This window comes from Aeromonas sp. 602658, from assembly GCF_049173005.1.
GTDB lineage: Bacteria > Pseudomonadota > Gammaproteobacteria > Enterobacterales > Aeromonadaceae > Aeromonas > Aeromonas veronii_A.
This window is the reverse complement of the sequence record NZ_JAAKRF010000020.1, coordinates 17,556-35,071: the sequence shown is the minus strand read 5'-3', so window position 1 is coordinate 35,071 and position 17,516 is coordinate 17,556. Positions and strand designations below refer to the sequence as shown.

The following is a 17,516-nucleotide window of genomic DNA, read 5'->3' as shown; positions in this document are numbered from 1 at the left end:
CTCTTATGCTGTCAGCTACTGGTTAGCGGTAGTCACTCATGGCGCTCCGCCCAGTGGGCAGCCGCCTGTTCAAGCAGGGCGACGTCACCTTGCTGGATCAGCGGTAGCAGATCGTTGACCTGTTGATCCGGCCAATCCCACCAGGCGAGGGCCTGTAGCCGGGCAATCTCCTCCTCGCCAAAGCGCATCCGCACCACCCTGGCTGGGGTGCCCGCCACCATGGCATAGGGCGGCACATCCTGATTGACCAGCGAGCGGGCGGCGATGATGGCGCCGTCGCCGATGGTGACGCCGGGCATGATCATCGCCTCCATGCCGATCCAGACATCGTTGCCGATGCGGGTATCGCCTGCGGGGCGGTAGCTGCGCTGGAGCGCTGCCAGATCGGCGAACGGATAGGTGCTGATGAAGGCTGTGTTGTGGGTGTGGTTGCCCCCCATGATGATCTTCACCCCGGCGGCAATCTGCACATAGTCGCCGATATGGAGCCGGTCGATATGCCAGAGCGGCTCCCAGCCGGTGTCCGGGCTGCGGCTGAAGGGATCGCCATGGAGGTAGCGCACCGCCACCTCTTCGAAGGGGCCATCCCAGGCACCCGAGTAGTAGCTGTGCTGTCCCTTGAGGCAGATATTGGGGTTGGTCACCGTCAGGTGCAGGTATTCGACCTGCGACCAGTGTTGGCAGGGGTTCATGTTGGTACTCCTTTGCTGAATGGATCGGATGGGTTGCGTTCGCGTGAGCGCAGCTAATAGATCCAGACCAGCATGTGGGGCACGCAGAGCAGGGAGCAGCCCAGCATCTGCGGAAGGCGTGGTCGCATTGTGGGGCTCCAAAGAAGGGGGGAAGGGCACGATCATAAGGTCGGGCGCCGGGTTTGCCAAGGTTGCGCAGAGATCCTGCACTAACCCTCTGGTTGATATTTATTCTCAATTAGCCATGATAACACTCCCACCATGACGGACTCGGGAGAGCGAGATGACACCGCAAAGTTGGCAACGATACATGCTGGAGGCGGAGCGTGCCTGGCAGGCCGGTTCGCTGGGGGCGGCGATCTGCTTTTATCAGCAGGCGCTGGGGGATGTTTACGAGATGACCCAGGTCGAGCTGCCCGAACTGGCCACCATGCGGGTCGCCACCTGTCATCGGCTGGCCGACTTCTGGCGGGCGATGGATGAGCCGACTTACGAGTTGCGCTACCTGAAGCTCGCCTCCGAGCTGGTGACGGCGCTGGTGCCACAATGCCCCAACCGGGAGTGCGAGGCACTGATCAGCGAGCTGGGTTGCTGCCGTGGGGCCCTGCTCGCCTTTCTCAAGCGCCACCCCAATCCGGAAATTGCCCGGCTGATCCAGCTGCAGGACAAGGTGCAGGGCTGCGAGCTGATCGGCCGTTTTCGACTCAACTGACTTGCGTTGAGCGGCAGCTCAGCCTCGCCGTTGGAGTTTCTGGGCGATGCGCTGCTGCGCCTCTTCCCCTTGCAGTGCCTGGGCGAAGGCGCGCGCCTCCAGATCGATGACAAAGTGCACCGCCTGTTTGAGCTCCTGCTTGAGCAGTGCCTTGCTCTTTTGCAGCGCTCTGGGCGGTTTGGCCGCCAGCTTCAGCCCCTGCTCGCGGGCAAAGGAGAGCACTCCATCGGCCGTCACCACCTTGTTGGCCAGCCCGAGCCGTAGCGCCTCCTCGGCATCCATCGCCTCGGCCAGCAGCAACAGCTCGGCCGCCTTGAGGTGCCCCACCAGACGCGGCAGCAGCAGGCTGGAGGCAAACTCCGGCACCAGTCCCAGCTCGACAAAGGGGAGCTGCAAGCGGGCGTTATCCGCCAGATAGACAAGATCGCAGTGCAGCAGGATGGTGGTGCCAATCCCCACCGCCGGGCCTGCCACGGCGGCGATCACGGGTTTGGGGAAATCGGCAAGGGTGTGGAGGAACTGCAGTATGGGGTCGTCGGGCTCCAGCGAACTTTTGCCCATAAAGTCGGCCAGATCATTGCCCGCGGTAAAGCAATCCTGCTGCCCCTGCAACAGCAGGACATGCACCTCCTCATCGGCTGCCGCCTCTCGCAGCACTGCCACCAGTTGCTTATACAGCTCGGTATTGAGAGCGTTGCGTTTGTCGGGGCGGTTGAGGGTCAGGGTGAGCAAGCCATCCTGCTGCTCGGCAATGAGAATGGGGGCCATGTCTAAATCCTTGTTATTGAAAGGTGCAAAAAAGGTTGCCGCTGGGGTAACCTTGGCGCCGTTTAACAACATCATAAAAGGATTTCAACCATGTTTAAACGTGCGTTTTATTCTCTGCTGGTTTTGGGTATGACGGCGCCTGCACTAGCCAAGGTCGAGGCTGTCGACGGTTATGTGCGGCTGTTGCCGCCGGGCTCCCCCAACACTGCCGCCTTTATTGTGCTCAAGAATGACGCCGACCAGCCGGTCAAGCTGGTGGCGGCGGCCTCTGCTGCAGCGGGTCGTGCCGAGCTGCACACTCACCTGCACGAAAATGGCGTGATGAAGATGCGTCAGGTCGAAAATATCGAGATCCCGGCCAAGGGCGAAGCGGTGCTGAAACCGGGCAGCCTGCACATCATGTTGTTCGAGGTGGGCACGCTCTCCGAGCAGACTCCTTTCCCGCTCACCCTCACCATGGATGATGGTCAGCAGCTGGATCTGTCACTGCCGGTGAAGCCGATTGAGCCGATGGCAGAGATGAAGCATATGAAGCACTGACATTTGTCGTCGTTTGTTCAGGATTGACGCTGGGTATTTTGGCTGCACCGAGTAAAATAGTGCTCTTTTCCATGTATGCAAGAGGAAGTGACGTAATGAAAAAGACGCTGATTGCCGGTTTTGTGCTGGCTCTGTGCAGCCAGAGTGCCATGGCCGCTGACGACTGGCGTTTTGCCGCCGGTGCCGACGTATGGGCCGCCAAGGGCAGTGGTCAGGCTTATGGCACCAGTGCTGATGGCAGCTATGACGACAGCTACAACTGGAACGGCTATCTGCAACTGGAACACGGCATCATCCTCCTGCCGAACGCCAAGTTTGAAGTCTCCGATTTCAGCACCTCCGGCGGCAACTTCAAGAACGACCTGACCGCCTACGATCTGAGCCTCTACTACCGTCTGTTCAACAACGATCTGTTCAAGATCGATCTGGGTATGACCGGTCGTCACTACGATGGCGAGCAGGTCTATGTCGGTCGCAAGGGCTATAACGAAGATACCCTGATGGCCTATGCCGGCAGCGAAGTGAAGATCCCGGGCACCGGCATCGCCTTCTTCGGCGATCTGCGTACTCACGATGCGGACAACTATGACTACCGTCTGGGTGGTTCCTACAAGTTCTCCTCCATGCCGATCAAGCTGCGTGCCGGCTGGCGTGAAGCCAAGGTCGACTTCGCCAATATCGACCAGTCTGTTGATGGCTGGTTCATGGGCGGCGAATTCACTTTCTAATCTGACCGTCGACTGACGACGAGGAGCGATAATGGGCCACATCATAGTGACAGGTGCCGGTTCCGGTCTCGGCCGGGCGCTGACTATCGGACTGGTTGAGCGGGGCCATCAGGTCTCCATGATGGGGCGCCGTTATCAGCGACTGCAGGAGCAGGAGCAACTGCTCGGCAGCGCGGTGATCGGCATCGCCGCCGATCTGGCGCACCATGAAGAGGTTGACGTCGCCTTCGCTGCTGCGGTGGAGTGGGGCGGCCTGCCCGATATGGTGATCCACTGCGCCGGGGTGGGCGAGTTTGGCCCGGTCGGTGTCTACACCGCCGAGCAGATCCGCCGGGTGGTGGAGAGCAATCTCATCTCCACCATTCTGGTGGCCCAGCAGACGGTGCGGCTTATCGGTGAGAAAGGCGGAGTGCTGGCCAATGTGCTCTCCTCCGCCGCTCAGGTGGGTAAGGCCAACGAGAGCCTCTACTGCGCCTCCAAATGGGGGATGCGCGGCTTTCTCGAATCCTTGCGCGCCGAGCTGAAAGGCTCGCCACTGCGGCTGGTCAATCTCTATCCGAGCGGGATCCGCAGCGAATTCTGGGCCAACTCGGATCACGTGGACCCGAGTGGCTTCATGACCCCGGAAGATGCGGCGGCCTATATGCTCGATGCGTTGGAAGCCAGAAGCAGCTGCCACGTGACCGACCTCTTTATCGGTCGCAATCCCTGAGACTGAGCCTTGTCATCCGGTTGCCGTCGTCAGAACATACAGAAACAAAAAGCGCGCCAAACGGCGCGCTTTTCTATTCAGGTAAGGGGCGGAATTAACGGCCCAGCTTGGCCTTGAGCATGGCGATGATGTCGCTGATGGCCACTTCCTGCTTCTCGCCGGTGCGGCGGCACTTGTACTCCACCACGCCGTTGTCCAGACCGCGATCGCCGATGACGATGGCGTGCGGGATGCCCAGCAGCTCTATGTCGGCGAACATCACGCCCGGGCGCTCTTTACGGTCGTCGAACAGCACGTCCACACCAGCGGCTTTCAGCTCGGCGTAGAACTGTTGTGCCTGCTCGGCCACGCGCTCGGACTTGTGCATGTTCATCGGCACGATGGCCACTTCGAACGGGGCGATGGCGTCCGGCCAGATGATGCCGTACTGGTCGTTGTTCTGCTCGATGGCGGCAGCCACCAGACGGGAAACCCCGATACCGTAGCAACCCATCTCCATGGTGACGGACTTGCCAGCTTCGTTCAGCACGCTCGCCTTCATCGCTTCGGAGTACTTGGTACCCAGCTGGAAGATGTGGCCCACTTCGATACCGCGCTTGAGCAGCAGCTTGCCCTGGCCGCACGGGCTCGGGTCGCCTTCCACCACGTTGCGCAGGTCGGCAACTTCGTAAGAAGCGATGTCGCGATCCCAGTTGGCACCGGTCAGGTGGAAGCCGGTTTCGTTGGCGCCGCAGACGAAGTCCGCCAGATGGGCGGCGCTGCGATCGACGATGATGCGACCGGCAAAGCCGACCGGGCCGATGGAACCTGCATCGCAACCGGCGGCAGCTTTAATCTGCTCGTCGTTGGCGAAGGTCAGCGGGTTGGCTACGCCAGCCAGTTTCTCGGCCTTGATCTCGTTCAGCTCGTGGTCGCCACGCAGTACCAGCGCGATGACGGCCTGCTTGCCGTGCTCATCTTCCTCTGCCAGTACCAGCAGGGTCTTGGCGATGGCGGTCGGAGCCACGTTCAGGAAGGCAGCCACTTCGTCGATGGTGTGGACGTTCGGGGTGGCAACCTTGGTCAGGGCTGCGGTGGCGGCAGCGCGCTCACCAGCCGGTGCCAGTGCTTCGGCCATCTCGATGTTGGCGGCGTAATCGGAGCTATCGGAGAAGGCGATCAAGTCTTCACCGCTCTCTGCCAGCACCTGGAATTCGTGGGAACCGGTACCACCGATGGAGCCGGTATCCGCCTGCACTGGACGGAAGTTCAGACCCATGCGGGTGAACGCCTTGCAGTAGGCGGCGTGCATCTTCTCGTAGGTATCGACCAGAGATTCCTTGTCGATGTGGAAGGAGTAGGCATCCTTCATCAGGAATTCGCGGCCGCGCATCACGCCGAAACGGGGGCGCACTTCGTCGCGGAACTTGGTCTGGATCTGGTAGAGGTTGAGCGGCAGCTGCTTGTAGCTGTTCACTTCGTAACGTACCAGCGCAGTGATCACCTCTTCGTGGGTCGGGCCCAGCACGAAGGGACGGTTGTGACGGTCGGTCAGACGGCACAGCTCGGGACCGTAATCATCCCAGCGGCCAGACTCCTGCCACAGCTCGGCAGGCTGCACCACCGGCATGGAGACTTCGACGGCACCAGCATTGTTCATCTCTTCGCGAACAATGTTCTCGATTTTCTTCAGTACCCGCAGACCGGTTGGCAACCAGGCATACATGCCGGAGGCCAGTTTACGGATCATCCCGGCGCGCAGCATCAGCTGGTGGCTGACAACTTCAGCGTCGGAGGGGGTTTCCTTGAGAGTGGAAAGCAGATATTGGCTGGTACGCATCGCGGTAGACCTTAGCTAGAACGGGCGCGGGGCCCAGGATAATTTCAAGGGCGGAATTTTAACAGGCTGGGCGTTGCGGCCCAAGGGCTAAATTTGCCGCAACCCGAAAGGTGGCCACGCCCGGCAGATGGCCAGGGGCAATGACCATTGCAACAAGCAGGCTTTTTATGCCTGCAATTTGGCCGGATCTCCGCTAAACTCTGCCACCTTTTCTCGATGGGCATGGCTCTGCCGCGTTCATCACCCCCCATTTTTAGTACTTTTGGAGCCGCTCATGCCGTTAGTGGGACATCAACACCAGATCGAGATCCTGGAACTGACCGACAAAGGAGATGGCAAAGGACGCCTGTTCGATCGCCCCCTGTTTGTCGAAGGTCTGCTGCCCGGTGAGCAGGCGCTGGTGGAGCTGACCGAGGTCAAGCCGAACTATCTGCACGGCAAGGTTGCCGAGCTGCTCCAACCTTCAGCAGATCGGGTTGCCGATTTCTGCCCCAACACCGAGTGCGGTGGCTGTCAGGTACGCCCGCTGGCCTATCCGGCTCAGCTCAAGCTCAAGCAGGCACTGGTGCAGAGCGCACTGGAGCAGGCCGGGCTGGGTGACACCCCGGTCAAGGATATCCTTGGCATGGAAAGCCCGTTCGCCTATCGCAACAAGGCGCAATATGCGGTGCGTGGCTGTGACGCCGGTGCCGAGATCGGTTTTTATCGCAAGCACTCTCACGATCTCATCACCGCCGATGATTGTGCGGTGCAGGATCCGCTGCATGTCGAGCTCAACGCCCGGGTGCGCAACTGGATGCGCGCGCATGACATCGCCGCCTATGACGAAGTAAACCACAGCGGCTGCGTGCGCAACCTGATGACCCGCAAGGGCTTCAAGAGCGGTGAGCTGATGGTGGTGCTGGTCACTTTGGGCGAGGAGTTACCGTTCGAAGCCGAGCTGCTGGCAGCCCTGAGCGATCTGCCGGTCACTACCCTGGTGCAGAACATCAACGATGAGCGCACCAACCGCATTCTGGGCGCCACCAACCGGGTGCTGCTCGGCGAAGGGGTGATCCGCGACAAGATCCACGAACTCGAGTTCGAGATCTCGCCGCTCTCCTTTTTCCAGAACAACCCGACCCAGACCGATGTGCTCTACTCCAGCGCCCTCGAGTATGCCGAGCTGACCGGCAACGAGACGGTGTTCGACATCTATTGCGGTATCGGCACCATCTCCCTGTTCCTGGCTGGCAAGGCCGCCAAGGTGGTGGGGATCGAGTCGGTGGAGAGCGCTATCAGCGATGCCCGTCGCAACGCCGCCCTCAACGGCATCGAGCACACCGAATTCCACGTCGGCAAGGCGGAGCAGCTGATGCCCGAACTGCACGCCCAGGGTGTGACCGCTGATGTGGTGGTGATGGACCCGCCCCGCAAAGGCTGTGACAAGGCGGTGCTGCAGATCCTGGTCGCCATGGCGCCCCGCCGTCTGGTCTATGTCTCCTGCAACCCGCAGACTTTGGCCCGCGACCTTGCCTGGCTGGTCAAGCAGGGCTTCGTGCTGGACGAAGTGCAGCCGGTCGATATGTTCCCGCACTCCATGCATGTGGAAGCGGTGGCTCGTCTGAGCCTGCCCGCCCAGGCATAAGTCGCCCCGACTCTTGCCCACAAAAAAACGACGCCAGCTGGCGTCGTTTTTTTATCTCTGCAATCGGCGGATGGCCGATTAGCTGGCGCTCTGGCGCACTTCGGCGGCGATTTGGTCGAGCAGCTGTTGCCAGCCCTGACCCAGCTCGTTCACCAGCGCGTTATAGCCATCGGCCGGCAGTACCCGCTCCTGACGGAAGGGAGCATCGCGCAGCACGGTGCCATCTTCCGCCAGCAGGCGCCAGCGACCGCTCAGCACGGCGCTGCCGTCATGACGGCCCTGAAAGCGCTCCACCAGAATGGTCAGCACCGGCCCCTTGCGGGCGCCATCCTGCCGCACCACCCAGCCCGGCAGGCGGGTGGAGAGGCCATTGAGGGTGAGCTGGTTGAGCTGATCGTCCAGCGCACCAGCCCAGCGATGGTACTCGGTGAAGTGGAGCTCTTGTCCTTCCAGCTGATAGACCAGACTGATCCGGTCGAGCTGGCTGGCCAGCGCCACCGGGCGCAGCACCAGCTGGTGCTGCGGTTGGGCCGGGGCCGTCACGGGTTGCTGACTATCGGCATCGAGCGAGTAGTAGTGCAGGCTTGGTTGGCTGCTGCAACCCGCCAGCAGGCCCAGCAGGGCCAGCGTCAGGATCTCTTTTTTCATTGTTTGCCTCGCTTGGGCTCAGGGTCCGATGGATGCGCGCGATCGAAGATCAGCGAGCTGGGCTGCTCGTTGAGGGAGTGCACCAGCGGCTGCAGTTCGCGCATCAACTGATTGAGGGTCTGCACCGACTGGCGCAGGTCCTGATTGGTCTGCGACTGGGCATCATAGGCCTGCAGGGTCTCCTGCAACTGCTTGAGGCTCTCGTTGAGCGAGGCGGGCAGCTGCTGGGTGGAATCCTTGGCGGTGAGCTTGTTCAGGTTGGCGCTGACTGCACTGATGTTCTTCAGGGTGCCATCCAGGGTGGTGAGTGACCCGTTGACCTTGGTCAGGGTGGTTGCCATGTCCATGTCGACAAACTTGTCGAGGATGAGGTTCACCTTGCGCTCGATCTGATCCAGCCCGCCCTGCACGGTGGGGAAGACCTGATAACCGGCCAGCTTGGCCTGTTCGAAACGTGGCGCGTCCGGATAGAAGTTGAGGTCGATGATCTTGCCGCCAGTCAGCAGGCTCGAGGTCTTGAGGCTGGCACGCAACCCCTCCTTGAACTGCTTGCCGAACAGGGCACGCCACTGATCCTTCTCCGCCTTGGCATAGCGGTGGGAGAGGCGCTGCACCTCGATGCGAGCCAGCACCGGGATCTGGCGGCTCTTGAAGATTTGCACGCCCTTGTCCTCGATGAGGTAGGGGGCGGAGATGACGGTACCGACCCGAATGCCGCGATACTGCACCGCCGCGCCCGGGTGCAGGCCACCCACGTTGTCATCGAACAGGAAGACGTAGTCGATGAACTGATCCAGACTACCGGCCAGCACGCTCGCCTCATCCTGGAACAGGGTGAACCCTTCCATCTGTTTGACCGGCTCGCCAGGTGCCCAGCCGGGTGGCAGACCCATGGTAATGCCGCCATCGATTAGGCTCTCCAGCGAATCCATCTTCACCTTCATCCCCTCGCTGCTCATGGAGACTTCGAAGCCCGGGGTCATCCAGAAGCGGGAGTTGCTGCTCACCAGAATGTCATAGGGGGCGTGGATGAAGATTTGATACTGCATCTCGCTCTTCTCGGGCAGGAACTTCGCCTCTTCCACCTGACCTATGGTGAAGCCCTGATAGTTGATGGGGGAGCCTTCTCCCAGCGCGCGGGTGTCGCGACTGCTGAGGGTGAGACGCAGCCCCTTGGCATCGAGGGAGGCGAGTGGCGGTTTGTCGAGCATGGCGTATTCGTCCCGCGCCCGACCTTTCTTGCCGGGGGCGAGTTCGATATAAGCGCCGGAGAGCAGGGTGCTCAGACCCGACACCCCTTCACGGCCCACTCTGGGTTTGACCACCCAGAACTGGCTGTCACCGCGCAGCATGCCGGAGGCGGCATTGGTCAGCCGTCCTTTCAGCACGGCATGGCTATAGTCATCGCTCAGCTCGACGGCTTCGATGCGGCCGACATCCACTTCGCGGGAGCGGATCACCGTCTTGCCAGCGACTATGCCCTCGGCAGTGGCGACTGTCAGGGTGAAACTGGGGCCCTGGGAGTACCAGTGCTGGAACAGCATCCAGAGACCGATGAACAGCGCCAGCAGGGGCACCATCCAGATTGCGGCGGCAGAGCTCAGAAAGTCAGAGCCCGGTTTCCACCTTTTTTTACGCTCACTCACGTTCGCGTTCTCCTTGTTGTAAATCCCAGATCAGGCGGGAGTCGAAACTCATGGCGGCGACCATTGTGATCAGCACCACACCTGCAAATGCAACGGCCGCAGGGCCGGGGTAGATGGTCATCAGATTGTCGAGCCGGATCAGGCCCGCCAGAATGGCCACCACGAAGACGTCGATCATCGACCAGCGTCCGACAAATTCGGTCATGCGATAGAGTTTGAGCTTGCCGAGGGGGGAGGTGACATTGCCGCGCTGCACCATATAGCAAAGCCAGAATAGCGCCAGTATTTTCACCAGCGGCACCACCACGCTGGCGAAAAAGATCACCGCCGCTATGGGGTATGAGCCCATGGCCCAGAGCAGCACCACACCGCCGAGGATGGTAGAGGGGCTGTCATCACCGAGAAACACCGTATCCATGATGGGATAGACGTTGGCCGGAATGTAGAGAATGGCGGAGGTAAACAGCAGCGCCCAGGTACGGTTCAGGCCGCCCGGCTTGCGGGCATGCAGCTTGCCGCCGCAGCGGGAGCAGCTGTGGCTGCCCACCTCGCTCAGGGCGCCACAGATATGGCAGCCCACCAGACCGGACTCCAGCGCGCCCGCTTCCGGGTCGATCTCCCGCGCCTCGGTCGGGCCGAACAGCCGCTGCCACAGCCACATCTGATCCAGTGAGGAGATCATCTTGATGAGCAGCACGGTGTAGCCGACGAAAGCCCAGAATGACAGCCCCATCTTGATGTCGGCCATCCCCATCAGCTTGACCAGCGAGATGAGCACTCCCACCAGAAAGACATCCACCATCAGCCAGGGTTTGATCCGGCAGAGCAGACGGCCGAGGGAGCGCAGGGCATTGCTGTGCAGATCTTTATCGATCCGCCACAGCACCAGCATGATGGAGCCCATATAGACCAGCGGCAGGCCGATCAGGGTCAGGCTCAGTACCGCGCCGAGAAACAGATAGCCCTCATCCACCAGGGTGGTGATGCTCTGCAAAAAGGTCATCTCCTGGCCCACCCCTTTGGCCGAGAAGGACATAAAGGTAAAGGCATTGGCGAGCACGAACATGATAAGTGCCGCGAACCCGTAGGAGATCGGCCGCAACTCCTGCTGTGGCAGGTGGCGACTCAGGGTGTGTCCGCAACGGGGGCAGCAGCTGGCCTGTCCCACCTCGAGCGGTGTGGCCGGTATCAGCAGGTCACACTCTTCGCAGGCAGTGGCATCATGGACATAGGTGGTGTGGTGTTGGTGTGAAACCGGATGCAAGATAAAACCCCAGATAAGGCCCATGGTGGAGCCAGAGCTGGCGATTATCGCAGTTGTGCTGGTCAGCGACCAGCCCCCGGAGGCCGCTATTGCTGGCGGGAGTGAGAATGACTTTGACAAGCCAGTGCCCATTTAGCACAATCAAACGCCACTTTTTTTCCGCGGGACAATAATTTATGACAACTGAATCCCCAAGCTACTCCACGATTGAGCAAGCCTTCTCCCTCGGGAACGGGCAAGATTCTGCCCTCAACTGGTTGCGCAAGAACCGCAGTCAGGTCGCTATCTTTCTGGTGAGCGGCATCAAGCTGGAAGGCACCATCAGCGGGTTTGACCAGTACAGCGTGCTGCTGACCGATGCACACGGCAACCAGCAGCTGGTCTACAAGGCCAAGATCTCCACCATCGCCATGCACACCGGCCGTCCGCAGGTGAATATCCAGCGTGCTCGCAAGCCGCGTGTCTCCATGGCGCCGCGCCCCCACGGTGCGCCGGGTCGTTATGACGACAATCAGGGCGGCGGCAACAACGAGTAATCGTCTGCCCCGCACTCCCCGTTGACGCGCCCTGCGTCAGCGGCTGACGGAACCTGCTCTCATTTTCATTCATGTCCCGTATGAGAGCCGGTTCCGGTTATCGCCCCTTGCAGGGCGATATTTTTTTCCGCACTACGCCGTTATGCCGACTGGTTTGCCCTCTTTGACCATGCAGGTCTGCATACCCGCTGCTTCTCCGGCCTGTACCCCGATACCGGTATCTTCAAACACCAGACAGCCTGATGGCTCGACCCCCAGCTTGCTGGCGACCAGCAGGAAGGTGTCCGGATTGGGCTTGTGCAGCTCCACATCGTCTGCGGTGACCACCACGGAGAAGTAGCGATCCAGCCCTGTGTTGCGCAGCACTGCCTCGGCGTTGACGCGAGGCGAGCCGGTGCCGATCCCCATCGGGATGACGCCATGATAGCGCTCGACCAGCGCCTGCATGGCCGGAAAGACGGTCGCCTTGTGCAGGTTGGCCACATAGTGGGCGGTCTTGCAGCGGGTGACTTCGAGCGGATCGAGGGGGATCTGCTGCTCCTGTGCCACCAGCAGGGCTATCTTGCGGCTCGGCATGCCACCCAGTTCATAGAACCAGTCGGCATCGAAGCGAAAGCCAAACTCACGGGCGGTATGTTCCCAGGCGGCGAGGTGCAGCGGCATGGAGTCGACCAGGGTGCCATCAAGGTCAAAGACCAGGCCTTGGAATCCGGAAAGCGTCATGGTGCGGGTCAGTCTCTGAAAAAAGGGAGCCCATTCTAGCCAGTGGCTCCCCGCCTCGCCATCACCTAGCAGGTGAGAAACGCTTGCCCCCACATTTGCGCCTGAAAATAGACGGGGGTGAGTCTGGTCGGGTCGAGCTGGTATTTCGGTGCCAGCTGCTCCAGCAGGGCCCAGTTGCCCTGTTCATAGGTCCTGACCAGCTGGAACAGGTGGAACAGCGGCCCTTCGTGCCGCTCGATGGCTCGTTTTACGTTGTTGGGCAGGTGGGCCTTCAGCGACTCCGATAGCAGGGAACCATCGAGTACCAGCCCTACCAGAAAAGCCCAGCTTGCTTCGCGTTTGTCTAGGGCGGTGAGGGCGATAAGTTCACAGAAGCGACCGCGAGCGATGGCCATCCGGGTAGAGGCCTCCGGCATATGCTGGCTTACCCGGGCCAGGCCGTTGATCAGCACAAACTTGCGAATCTCCTGCTCTCCCAGATAGGAGAGGGCGCGGGAAACCGAGGTGATGGGGGCGGCATGATCGAAGCCGGGGGCGTTGACATAGGTGAGTAGCTGGCCCGGGAGCAAGGCATCCTGCTCCAGCAGGCGGGCCACCTGGGCAAAGGAGAACTCCTCGTGGCAGATGAGCTGGAGGATCTGCTGCACAAGTGCCATGTCGGGCTGGTTGGCCCGCTGATTGACCAGCTCGGGGCGGGCGAGAAAACCACCGGCAAAGAAGTCGACTCCGGCCTCTCGCAGCGGGAGAAAGTCTTCCCAGGTTTCGATATCGAGTGCCATCCGCTTGTGTTCGGTGGGCTGGCAGATCCCCTCTTCGCCCATCCAGAATACCAGCAGACGGCTGGCACCGAGCCAGCGTGGCTCACGGCTGACCCCGTGTACGGCAAGCCGGCGTCGACTGTCTCGCCACTGTTCCAGCACCGGAAAGGAAGCTGGTAGCCGTTCGCTGGAGGCTTCGACCAGCGGGATCGCATCCTGATCAAACAGCAGGGGGCGCTGTTCATCGAGCTGTTCGTGGGTGAAGGGCACCAGATATTGGCGCCCTTGTGCCAGCAGGCGGCAATGTTGTGCCAGCGAGGGCCACTCGTCCGGTGAGCCGAGCAGATAATCGATGCCGTAGGCCACCAGGGCCAGGCGGCGATTGAAGATGGGATAACGACGCAACAGCATGGGATCACCGATAGGCCAGAGTGCGCGCCCGTCCTTGAGACTTGGCGTGGTAGAGCGCCTGATCGGCCTGTTCGGTCAGACTCTGCCATGCCTCGTTCAGGGAGGGAACCAGATAGCTAAAGCCTATGCTAACCGTAATGAAATCAGCAACCCGCGAGGCGGGATGGGGCAGTTTTAATCGGGTTAGGCCATCATGGATCCTCTCGGCCAGTTGTTCGGCCTCACCGGGTTGGGGGGCGCAGAGCAGGATGACGAACTCTTCTCCGCCATAACGAGCCACCAGATTGGTAGAGCGTCGCTCGGCCTCCCGCAGTACTCGGGCTACCTGCTGCAGGCACTCATCCCCCTTGGTATGACCGAAGTGATCGTTATAGGCCTTGAAGTCGTCGACATCGATCATCAATACCGCCAGCGGATTTTGGGTGCGCCGTGCCCACTCCCATTCCCGTTGCATGGTGATGTCCCACTGGCGCCGATTGACGATACCAGTCAGAGGATCTTCCAGCGAGAGCAGGGAGAGGCGGTGATTGGCCTCCTCCAGCGCCCGATTGAGCCGCTCCAGCTGCTCCTGGGTGCGCTGGCGGATCAGTAACTGTGACAGGATGGCGGCGTACTGTTTGAAAATCTCGCTCTGATAAGCCTTGAGTGGTCGGTGACAGAGCAGGTTGTCGGCGGCGATCCAGCCGATGGGAGTGGTGCCATCCCACAGCGAGACCATGGCGTTCCAGCCACGACCTACCTGCTGTTTCTCGTAGTAGAGGGGGGTATCTTCCAGCACCAGTACGTAGTCCTTGCGCCTGAGCGCCTCCTGCACCGTGGGGTGCTCCGGAATGGGGCTGACAAAGTCATGTTCGTCTACCAGCTCTCCCTCTTCGCTGGTGCCCCAAGTGCCGCGCATGGTCTTGCCATCGGGTTCGATCAGGAAGATGGCGACCCGATCGAACTGCAGCTCCTTGCGGGCCAGAAGCACGGCGTCCCGCAGCAGATCGTTCTCGCTGCGGCTGCGGGAGAGGGTGACGCTGACCATGTGCAGCGCCTGCAACATGGTGAGAAAAGAGCTCTGCAGCGCCTGACTCTGCACCAGATCGGTCTGGGTATGGAGCCGCTGATCCCGCTCCTGATTGACCTGGCTGGATAGCAGGTGGTTGCTCAATTCGGCGGTCAGATAGTGGATCAGCAGCTGGATCCCCTGACGCTGGCGTGCAGAGAGGCGGTCGATACGGCGGTGGGTCTCCAGATAGATGACCCCTTCCAGGCTCATATGGCGTTTGAGGGGGAAGCAGGCGCGTAGCCGTTGCTGGGCTGGTTCGATATTCTCACCAGAGTCCGGCGGCTGGTAGATCTGCTCGATCACCAGTTGCCCCTTGCCCATCGCCTTGTCGAGCAGATGGTGGGGCAGGGTCAGCTGTTCGAGATGAGCAGGAGCCAGTCTGGTCAGCCCCTTATCGAGCTGAAAGCTGTAGAGCTGTGGTTCGGGGGCTTTCAGCCAGAGGTAGAGGCGTTCGGCATCGGTTTTTTCACGGATGGTGGCGAGGCTCACTTCGCATAACTGAGCGAAGTTGGTGAAGTGTTCCGGGTCCCATTCCTGCATACCAATATCCCTTGGATTGTACCCAAGTGAGTACAAACATATTTCTCTTTGATTAATATGTCAGAAAGGAGAGGTGTCGCACATATTGGTTGCATTCCACGTTATGCGTGGAAACATTCACTGCTTTTACTGCCAACTGTAGCGAAAACTGTGCGTAGTGGCACCACTTGTGGCAGCGTGTATGGCAGATGCGGGGAAAAAAAGAGCCCGCGCAATGGCGGGCTCTCGTGCAGATCAGATGACTCTGTGCGGCTTACTCAGCCTTGGGGGCTACGTCCGCAGGTGTGCTCTCGGCGACCGGGGCTTCCGGTGCCGGGCCCGGTACCAGATCCACAGCCGGTTTGGCGATAAGGGAGCGGGTCTCTTCCACCGCTTCGGTCAGCTTGACCTCGATGATCTGGCCGAGCTCGTAGACCACCTCAGTCTTGTCCAGATAGACGCGGCCGTTGTCCCAGTTGCACTCCAGCCGATCCTTGTTGTCGAGAATATGACGGGCAGGCAGAAAGACCACTGCTCCGTTCTCCTGCAGACGCAGCTTGAGACCGGCACGCATCACGTCGATGATCTCGGCGTTGAATACCTGATCGGTGCCAGCGGCGGCTTTCAGGTAGCGAACATAGAGCCAGTCGCCGATGTCACGCTCCACCATGCGGTGCAGGCGGCGGCAGGCGGTCAGGTGCTCGGTGAGCTCGGTGCTCGGGCGCTCACCTGGGGTCTTGCCGGCGATGACGGCTTTGAGCAGACGATGGTTGACCATATCGCCGTATTTGCGGATCGGGGAGGTCCAAGTGGCGTAAGCATCCAGACCCAGACCGTAATGGGCGCCCGGTTCGGAGGACATCAGCGCATAGCTCTGGAAGCGGCGGATCTTGCCATCCAGCCAGCGGGTGTCGAGGTTGTCGATCCAGCGGCGCAGGGCGCAGAAGCCGGAGAGGCTGGCGATCTCGTCGCGCTCGAACGGGGCTTCGGCGCTTTTCAGCAGGTCGATGGCGCCGTCGAGGGACTCTTCGTCAAAGCCGGTGTGAACGTTGAAGATGCCGTAACCGACGCTCTTGCCCAGCACGCGACCGGCGCAGATGTTGGCGGCGATCATCGACTCTTCCACCATGCGGTTGGCGATGCGGCGCGGCTCGACGTGGATAGCCAGCACTTCGCCATTCTCGCCCAGCTCGAAGTCGTAGTCGGGACGATCCGGGAATACCAGCGCATGCTCGGTGCGCCACGCGATGCGTGCTTCGGTCATCGCCTTCATCAGCGGCAGCTGGGCCAGCACACCTGCGTCGATAGCCAGCTCTTTGCCATGCTCAGCCCAGTCGGAGACGTCGTCATAGTTGAGACGGGCGTGGGAGCAGATGCGGGCGGCGAAGAACTCGGTCTCCTCCAGCAGCAGACCATCTTCGGCGATCAGCAGACGGGCGCACAGGGTGTTGCGCTCCTCGCCCTCTTTCAGGGAGCAGAGCTCGTCGGAGAGGGTGCGTGGGATCATCGGCACGTTGCGGCCCGGCATGTAGACGGTAAAGGCGCGCTGGGCGGCCTCTTTGTCCAGCTCGCTCCCTTCGGCCACATAGGCGGTCGGGTCAGCGATGGCAACCAGCAGCTCCCAGCCGTTGTCCAGCTTGGTGATGGCCAGCGCATCGTCCATATCCTTGGTCTTGGCACCGTCGATGGTGAAGAAGGGGACTGCGGTCAGATCGCGACGGGGCAGCTCTTCCTCTTCGATCACCTTCCACTCCGGCAAGTCAGCCGGCTCGACCTGGGCCAGATTGTGGCGCGCCAGCACCACCCACCAGGGCACATTGTGGTCTTCTTGGGCGGCGATCTTCTGGATAATCTCGGCAGAGAAGTTGCCGTCGACCAGCGCATGGCGCTTGAGGGTCGCCACCACCCAGTCACCTTCCTTGAACTCTTTCTCATCCAGACCCTTCTTGACGCGGGCCTTGATGGCATCCTTGATCAGCGGGTGGTCGGCAACCACGTTGAGGCGGTCACGGAACATCTTGACCCGGGCCACGAAGCGGGTGACGGACTGCTCCAGCAGGGTATCCGGCTCGGCCACTTCCTTCTCTTTTTCGGTGCGGATCAGGGCGGTCACCCGGTCACCGTGCATCACCTTCTTCATGTAAGGAGGCGGCACGAAATAGCTGGTCTTCTCATCCACCTCCAGAAAGCCGAAGCCCCGGTCCGAGGCGCGGATCACACCCTCTTTCTTCGGGATGTTTTCGCGGATTTGTTGCTTGAGCTGGGCCAGCAGCGGATTGTCTTGGAACATAAATGGGGAACCTGAGTGGAGACCTGATGAAGAAACGCCCAGCACTATACGTTTTTAGCCCTGCAAAGCCAA

The 17,516-nt window shown here is 60.8% G+C and carries 16 protein-coding genes; 6 read left to right on the top strand and 10 right to left on the bottom strand.

The window, feature by feature from the left end:
• Positions 1-32 precede the first annotated feature (32 nt).
• Positions 33-692, bottom strand: coding sequence for a CatB-related O-acetyltransferase (locus tag G5253_RS14160; protein ID WP_266135403.1), 660 nt, complete (start codon positions 690-692; stop codon positions 33-35).
• 283 nt (positions 693-975) lie between these two features.
• Between G5253_RS14160 and G5253_RS14155 the strand changes: the two genes are divergently transcribed.
• Positions 976-1,404, top strand: a complete 429-nt coding sequence (locus G5253_RS14155) for a DUF2753 family protein (RefSeq protein WP_216952074.1) — start codon at positions 976-978, stop codon at positions 1,402-1,404.
• An 18-nt stretch (positions 1,405-1,422) separates the two neighbouring features.
• On the opposite strand, the gene G5253_RS14150 is transcribed toward G5253_RS14155, so the two are convergent.
• Positions 1,423-2,172, bottom strand: coding sequence for an enoyl-CoA hydratase-related protein (locus G5253_RS14150; RefSeq protein ID WP_266135404.1), 750 nt, complete (start codon positions 2,170-2,172; stop codon positions 1,423-1,425).
• A 90-nt stretch (positions 2,173-2,262) separates the two neighbouring features.
• On the opposite strand from G5253_RS14150, the gene G5253_RS14145 reads away from it, so the two are divergent.
• The 3 genes from G5253_RS14145 (at position 2,263) to G5253_RS14135 (ending at position 4,152) form a co-directional block, all read left to right on the top strand.
• Complete coding sequence (locus tag G5253_RS14145) at positions 2,263-2,712, top strand: copper chaperone PCu(A)C (protein WP_266135405.1); 450 nt, start codon at positions 2,263-2,265, stop codon at positions 2,710-2,712.
• Positions 2,713-2,807: 95 nt separating this feature from the next.
• The gene (locus tag G5253_RS14140) at positions 2,808-3,440 is read left to right on the top strand and encodes a TIGR04219 family outer membrane beta-barrel protein (protein ID WP_266135406.1); all 633 of its coding nucleotides are present in this window, start codon (positions 2,808-2,810) and stop codon (positions 3,438-3,440) included.
• A 31-nt stretch (positions 3,441-3,471) separates the two neighbouring features.
• The gene (locus G5253_RS14135; protein ID WP_201994735.1) at positions 3,472-4,152 is read left to right on the top strand and encodes an SDR family oxidoreductase; all 681 of its coding nucleotides are present in this window, start codon (positions 3,472-3,474) and stop codon (positions 4,150-4,152) included.
• A gap of 94 nt (positions 4,153-4,246) precedes the next feature.
• On the opposite strand, the gene G5253_RS14130 is transcribed toward G5253_RS14135, so the two are convergent.
• Positions 4,247-5,971, bottom strand: a complete 1,725-nt coding sequence (locus tag G5253_RS14130; RefSeq protein ID WP_266135407.1) for a proline--tRNA ligase — start codon at positions 5,969-5,971, stop codon at positions 4,247-4,249.
• Between the two features lie 274 nt (positions 5,972-6,245).
• Here G5253_RS14130 and rlmD point away from each other — a divergent pair, with 274 nt between their 5' ends.
• Positions 6,246-7,598: a 23S rRNA (uracil(1939)-C(5))-methyltransferase RlmD gene (gene rlmD, locus G5253_RS14125; protein ID WP_266135408.1), complete on the top strand. Its 1,353-nt coding sequence runs from the start codon at positions 6,246-6,248 to the stop codon at positions 7,596-7,598.
• 78 nt (positions 7,599-7,676) lie between these two features.
• Here the strand turns inward: rlmD and G5253_RS14120 are convergent, their stop codons facing one another.
• The 3 genes from G5253_RS14120 to G5253_RS14110 are packed head-to-tail and all read right to left on the bottom strand — an operon-like array spanning position 7,677 to position 11,156.
• Positions 7,677-8,246 carry a PqiC family protein gene (locus tag G5253_RS14120; protein WP_042656389.1) on the bottom strand — a complete coding sequence of 190 codons (570 nt, stop codon included), beginning with the start codon at positions 8,244-8,246 and terminating at the stop codon, positions 7,677-7,679.
• Positions 8,243-9,892, bottom strand: a complete 1,650-nt coding sequence (gene pqiB, locus G5253_RS14115; protein WP_005335774.1) for an intermembrane transport protein PqiB — start codon at positions 9,890-9,892, stop codon at positions 8,243-8,245. Before pqiB ends, G5253_RS14120 begins: the two co-directional genes overlap by 4 nt.
• Positions 9,885-11,156 carry a paraquat-inducible protein A gene (locus tag G5253_RS14110; RefSeq protein ID WP_106844099.1) on the bottom strand — a complete coding sequence of 424 codons (1,272 nt, stop codon included), beginning with the start codon at positions 11,154-11,156 and terminating at the stop codon, positions 9,885-9,887. Before G5253_RS14110 ends, pqiB begins: the two co-directional genes overlap by 8 nt.
• Before the next feature lie 176 nt (positions 11,157-11,332).
• On the opposite strand from G5253_RS14110, the gene hfq reads away from it, so the two are divergent.
• Positions 11,333-11,692 carry an RNA chaperone Hfq gene (gene hfq, locus G5253_RS14105; RefSeq protein ID WP_005335772.1) on the top strand — a complete coding sequence of 120 codons (360 nt, stop codon included), beginning with the start codon at positions 11,333-11,335 and terminating at the stop codon, positions 11,690-11,692.
• Between the two features lie 132 nt (positions 11,693-11,824).
• Here the strand turns inward: hfq and G5253_RS14100 are convergent, their stop codons facing one another.
• The 4 genes from G5253_RS14100 to G5253_RS14085 form a co-directional block, all read right to left on the bottom strand.
• Complete coding sequence (locus G5253_RS14100; RefSeq protein ID WP_184235819.1) at positions 11,825-12,415, bottom strand: HAD family hydrolase; 591 nt, start codon at positions 12,413-12,415, stop codon at positions 11,825-11,827.
• Positions 12,416-12,480: 65 nt separating this feature from the next.
• Positions 12,481-13,584, bottom strand: coding sequence for an EAL and HDOD domain-containing protein (locus G5253_RS14095; RefSeq protein ID WP_266135409.1), 1,104 nt, complete (start codon positions 13,582-13,584; stop codon positions 12,481-12,483).
• A gap of 4 nt (positions 13,585-13,588) precedes the next feature.
• Positions 13,589-15,175 (bottom strand): GGDEF domain-containing protein, encoded by a 1,587-nt coding sequence (locus G5253_RS14090; RefSeq protein WP_266135410.1) that lies wholly within the window; start codon positions 15,173-15,175, stop codon positions 13,589-13,591.
• Between the two features lie 253 nt (positions 15,176-15,428).
• Positions 15,429-17,444, bottom strand: coding sequence for an exoribonuclease II (locus G5253_RS14085; protein WP_421203586.1), 2,016 nt, complete (start codon positions 17,442-17,444; stop codon positions 15,429-15,431).
• Positions 17,445-17,516: the final 72 nt, after the last annotated feature.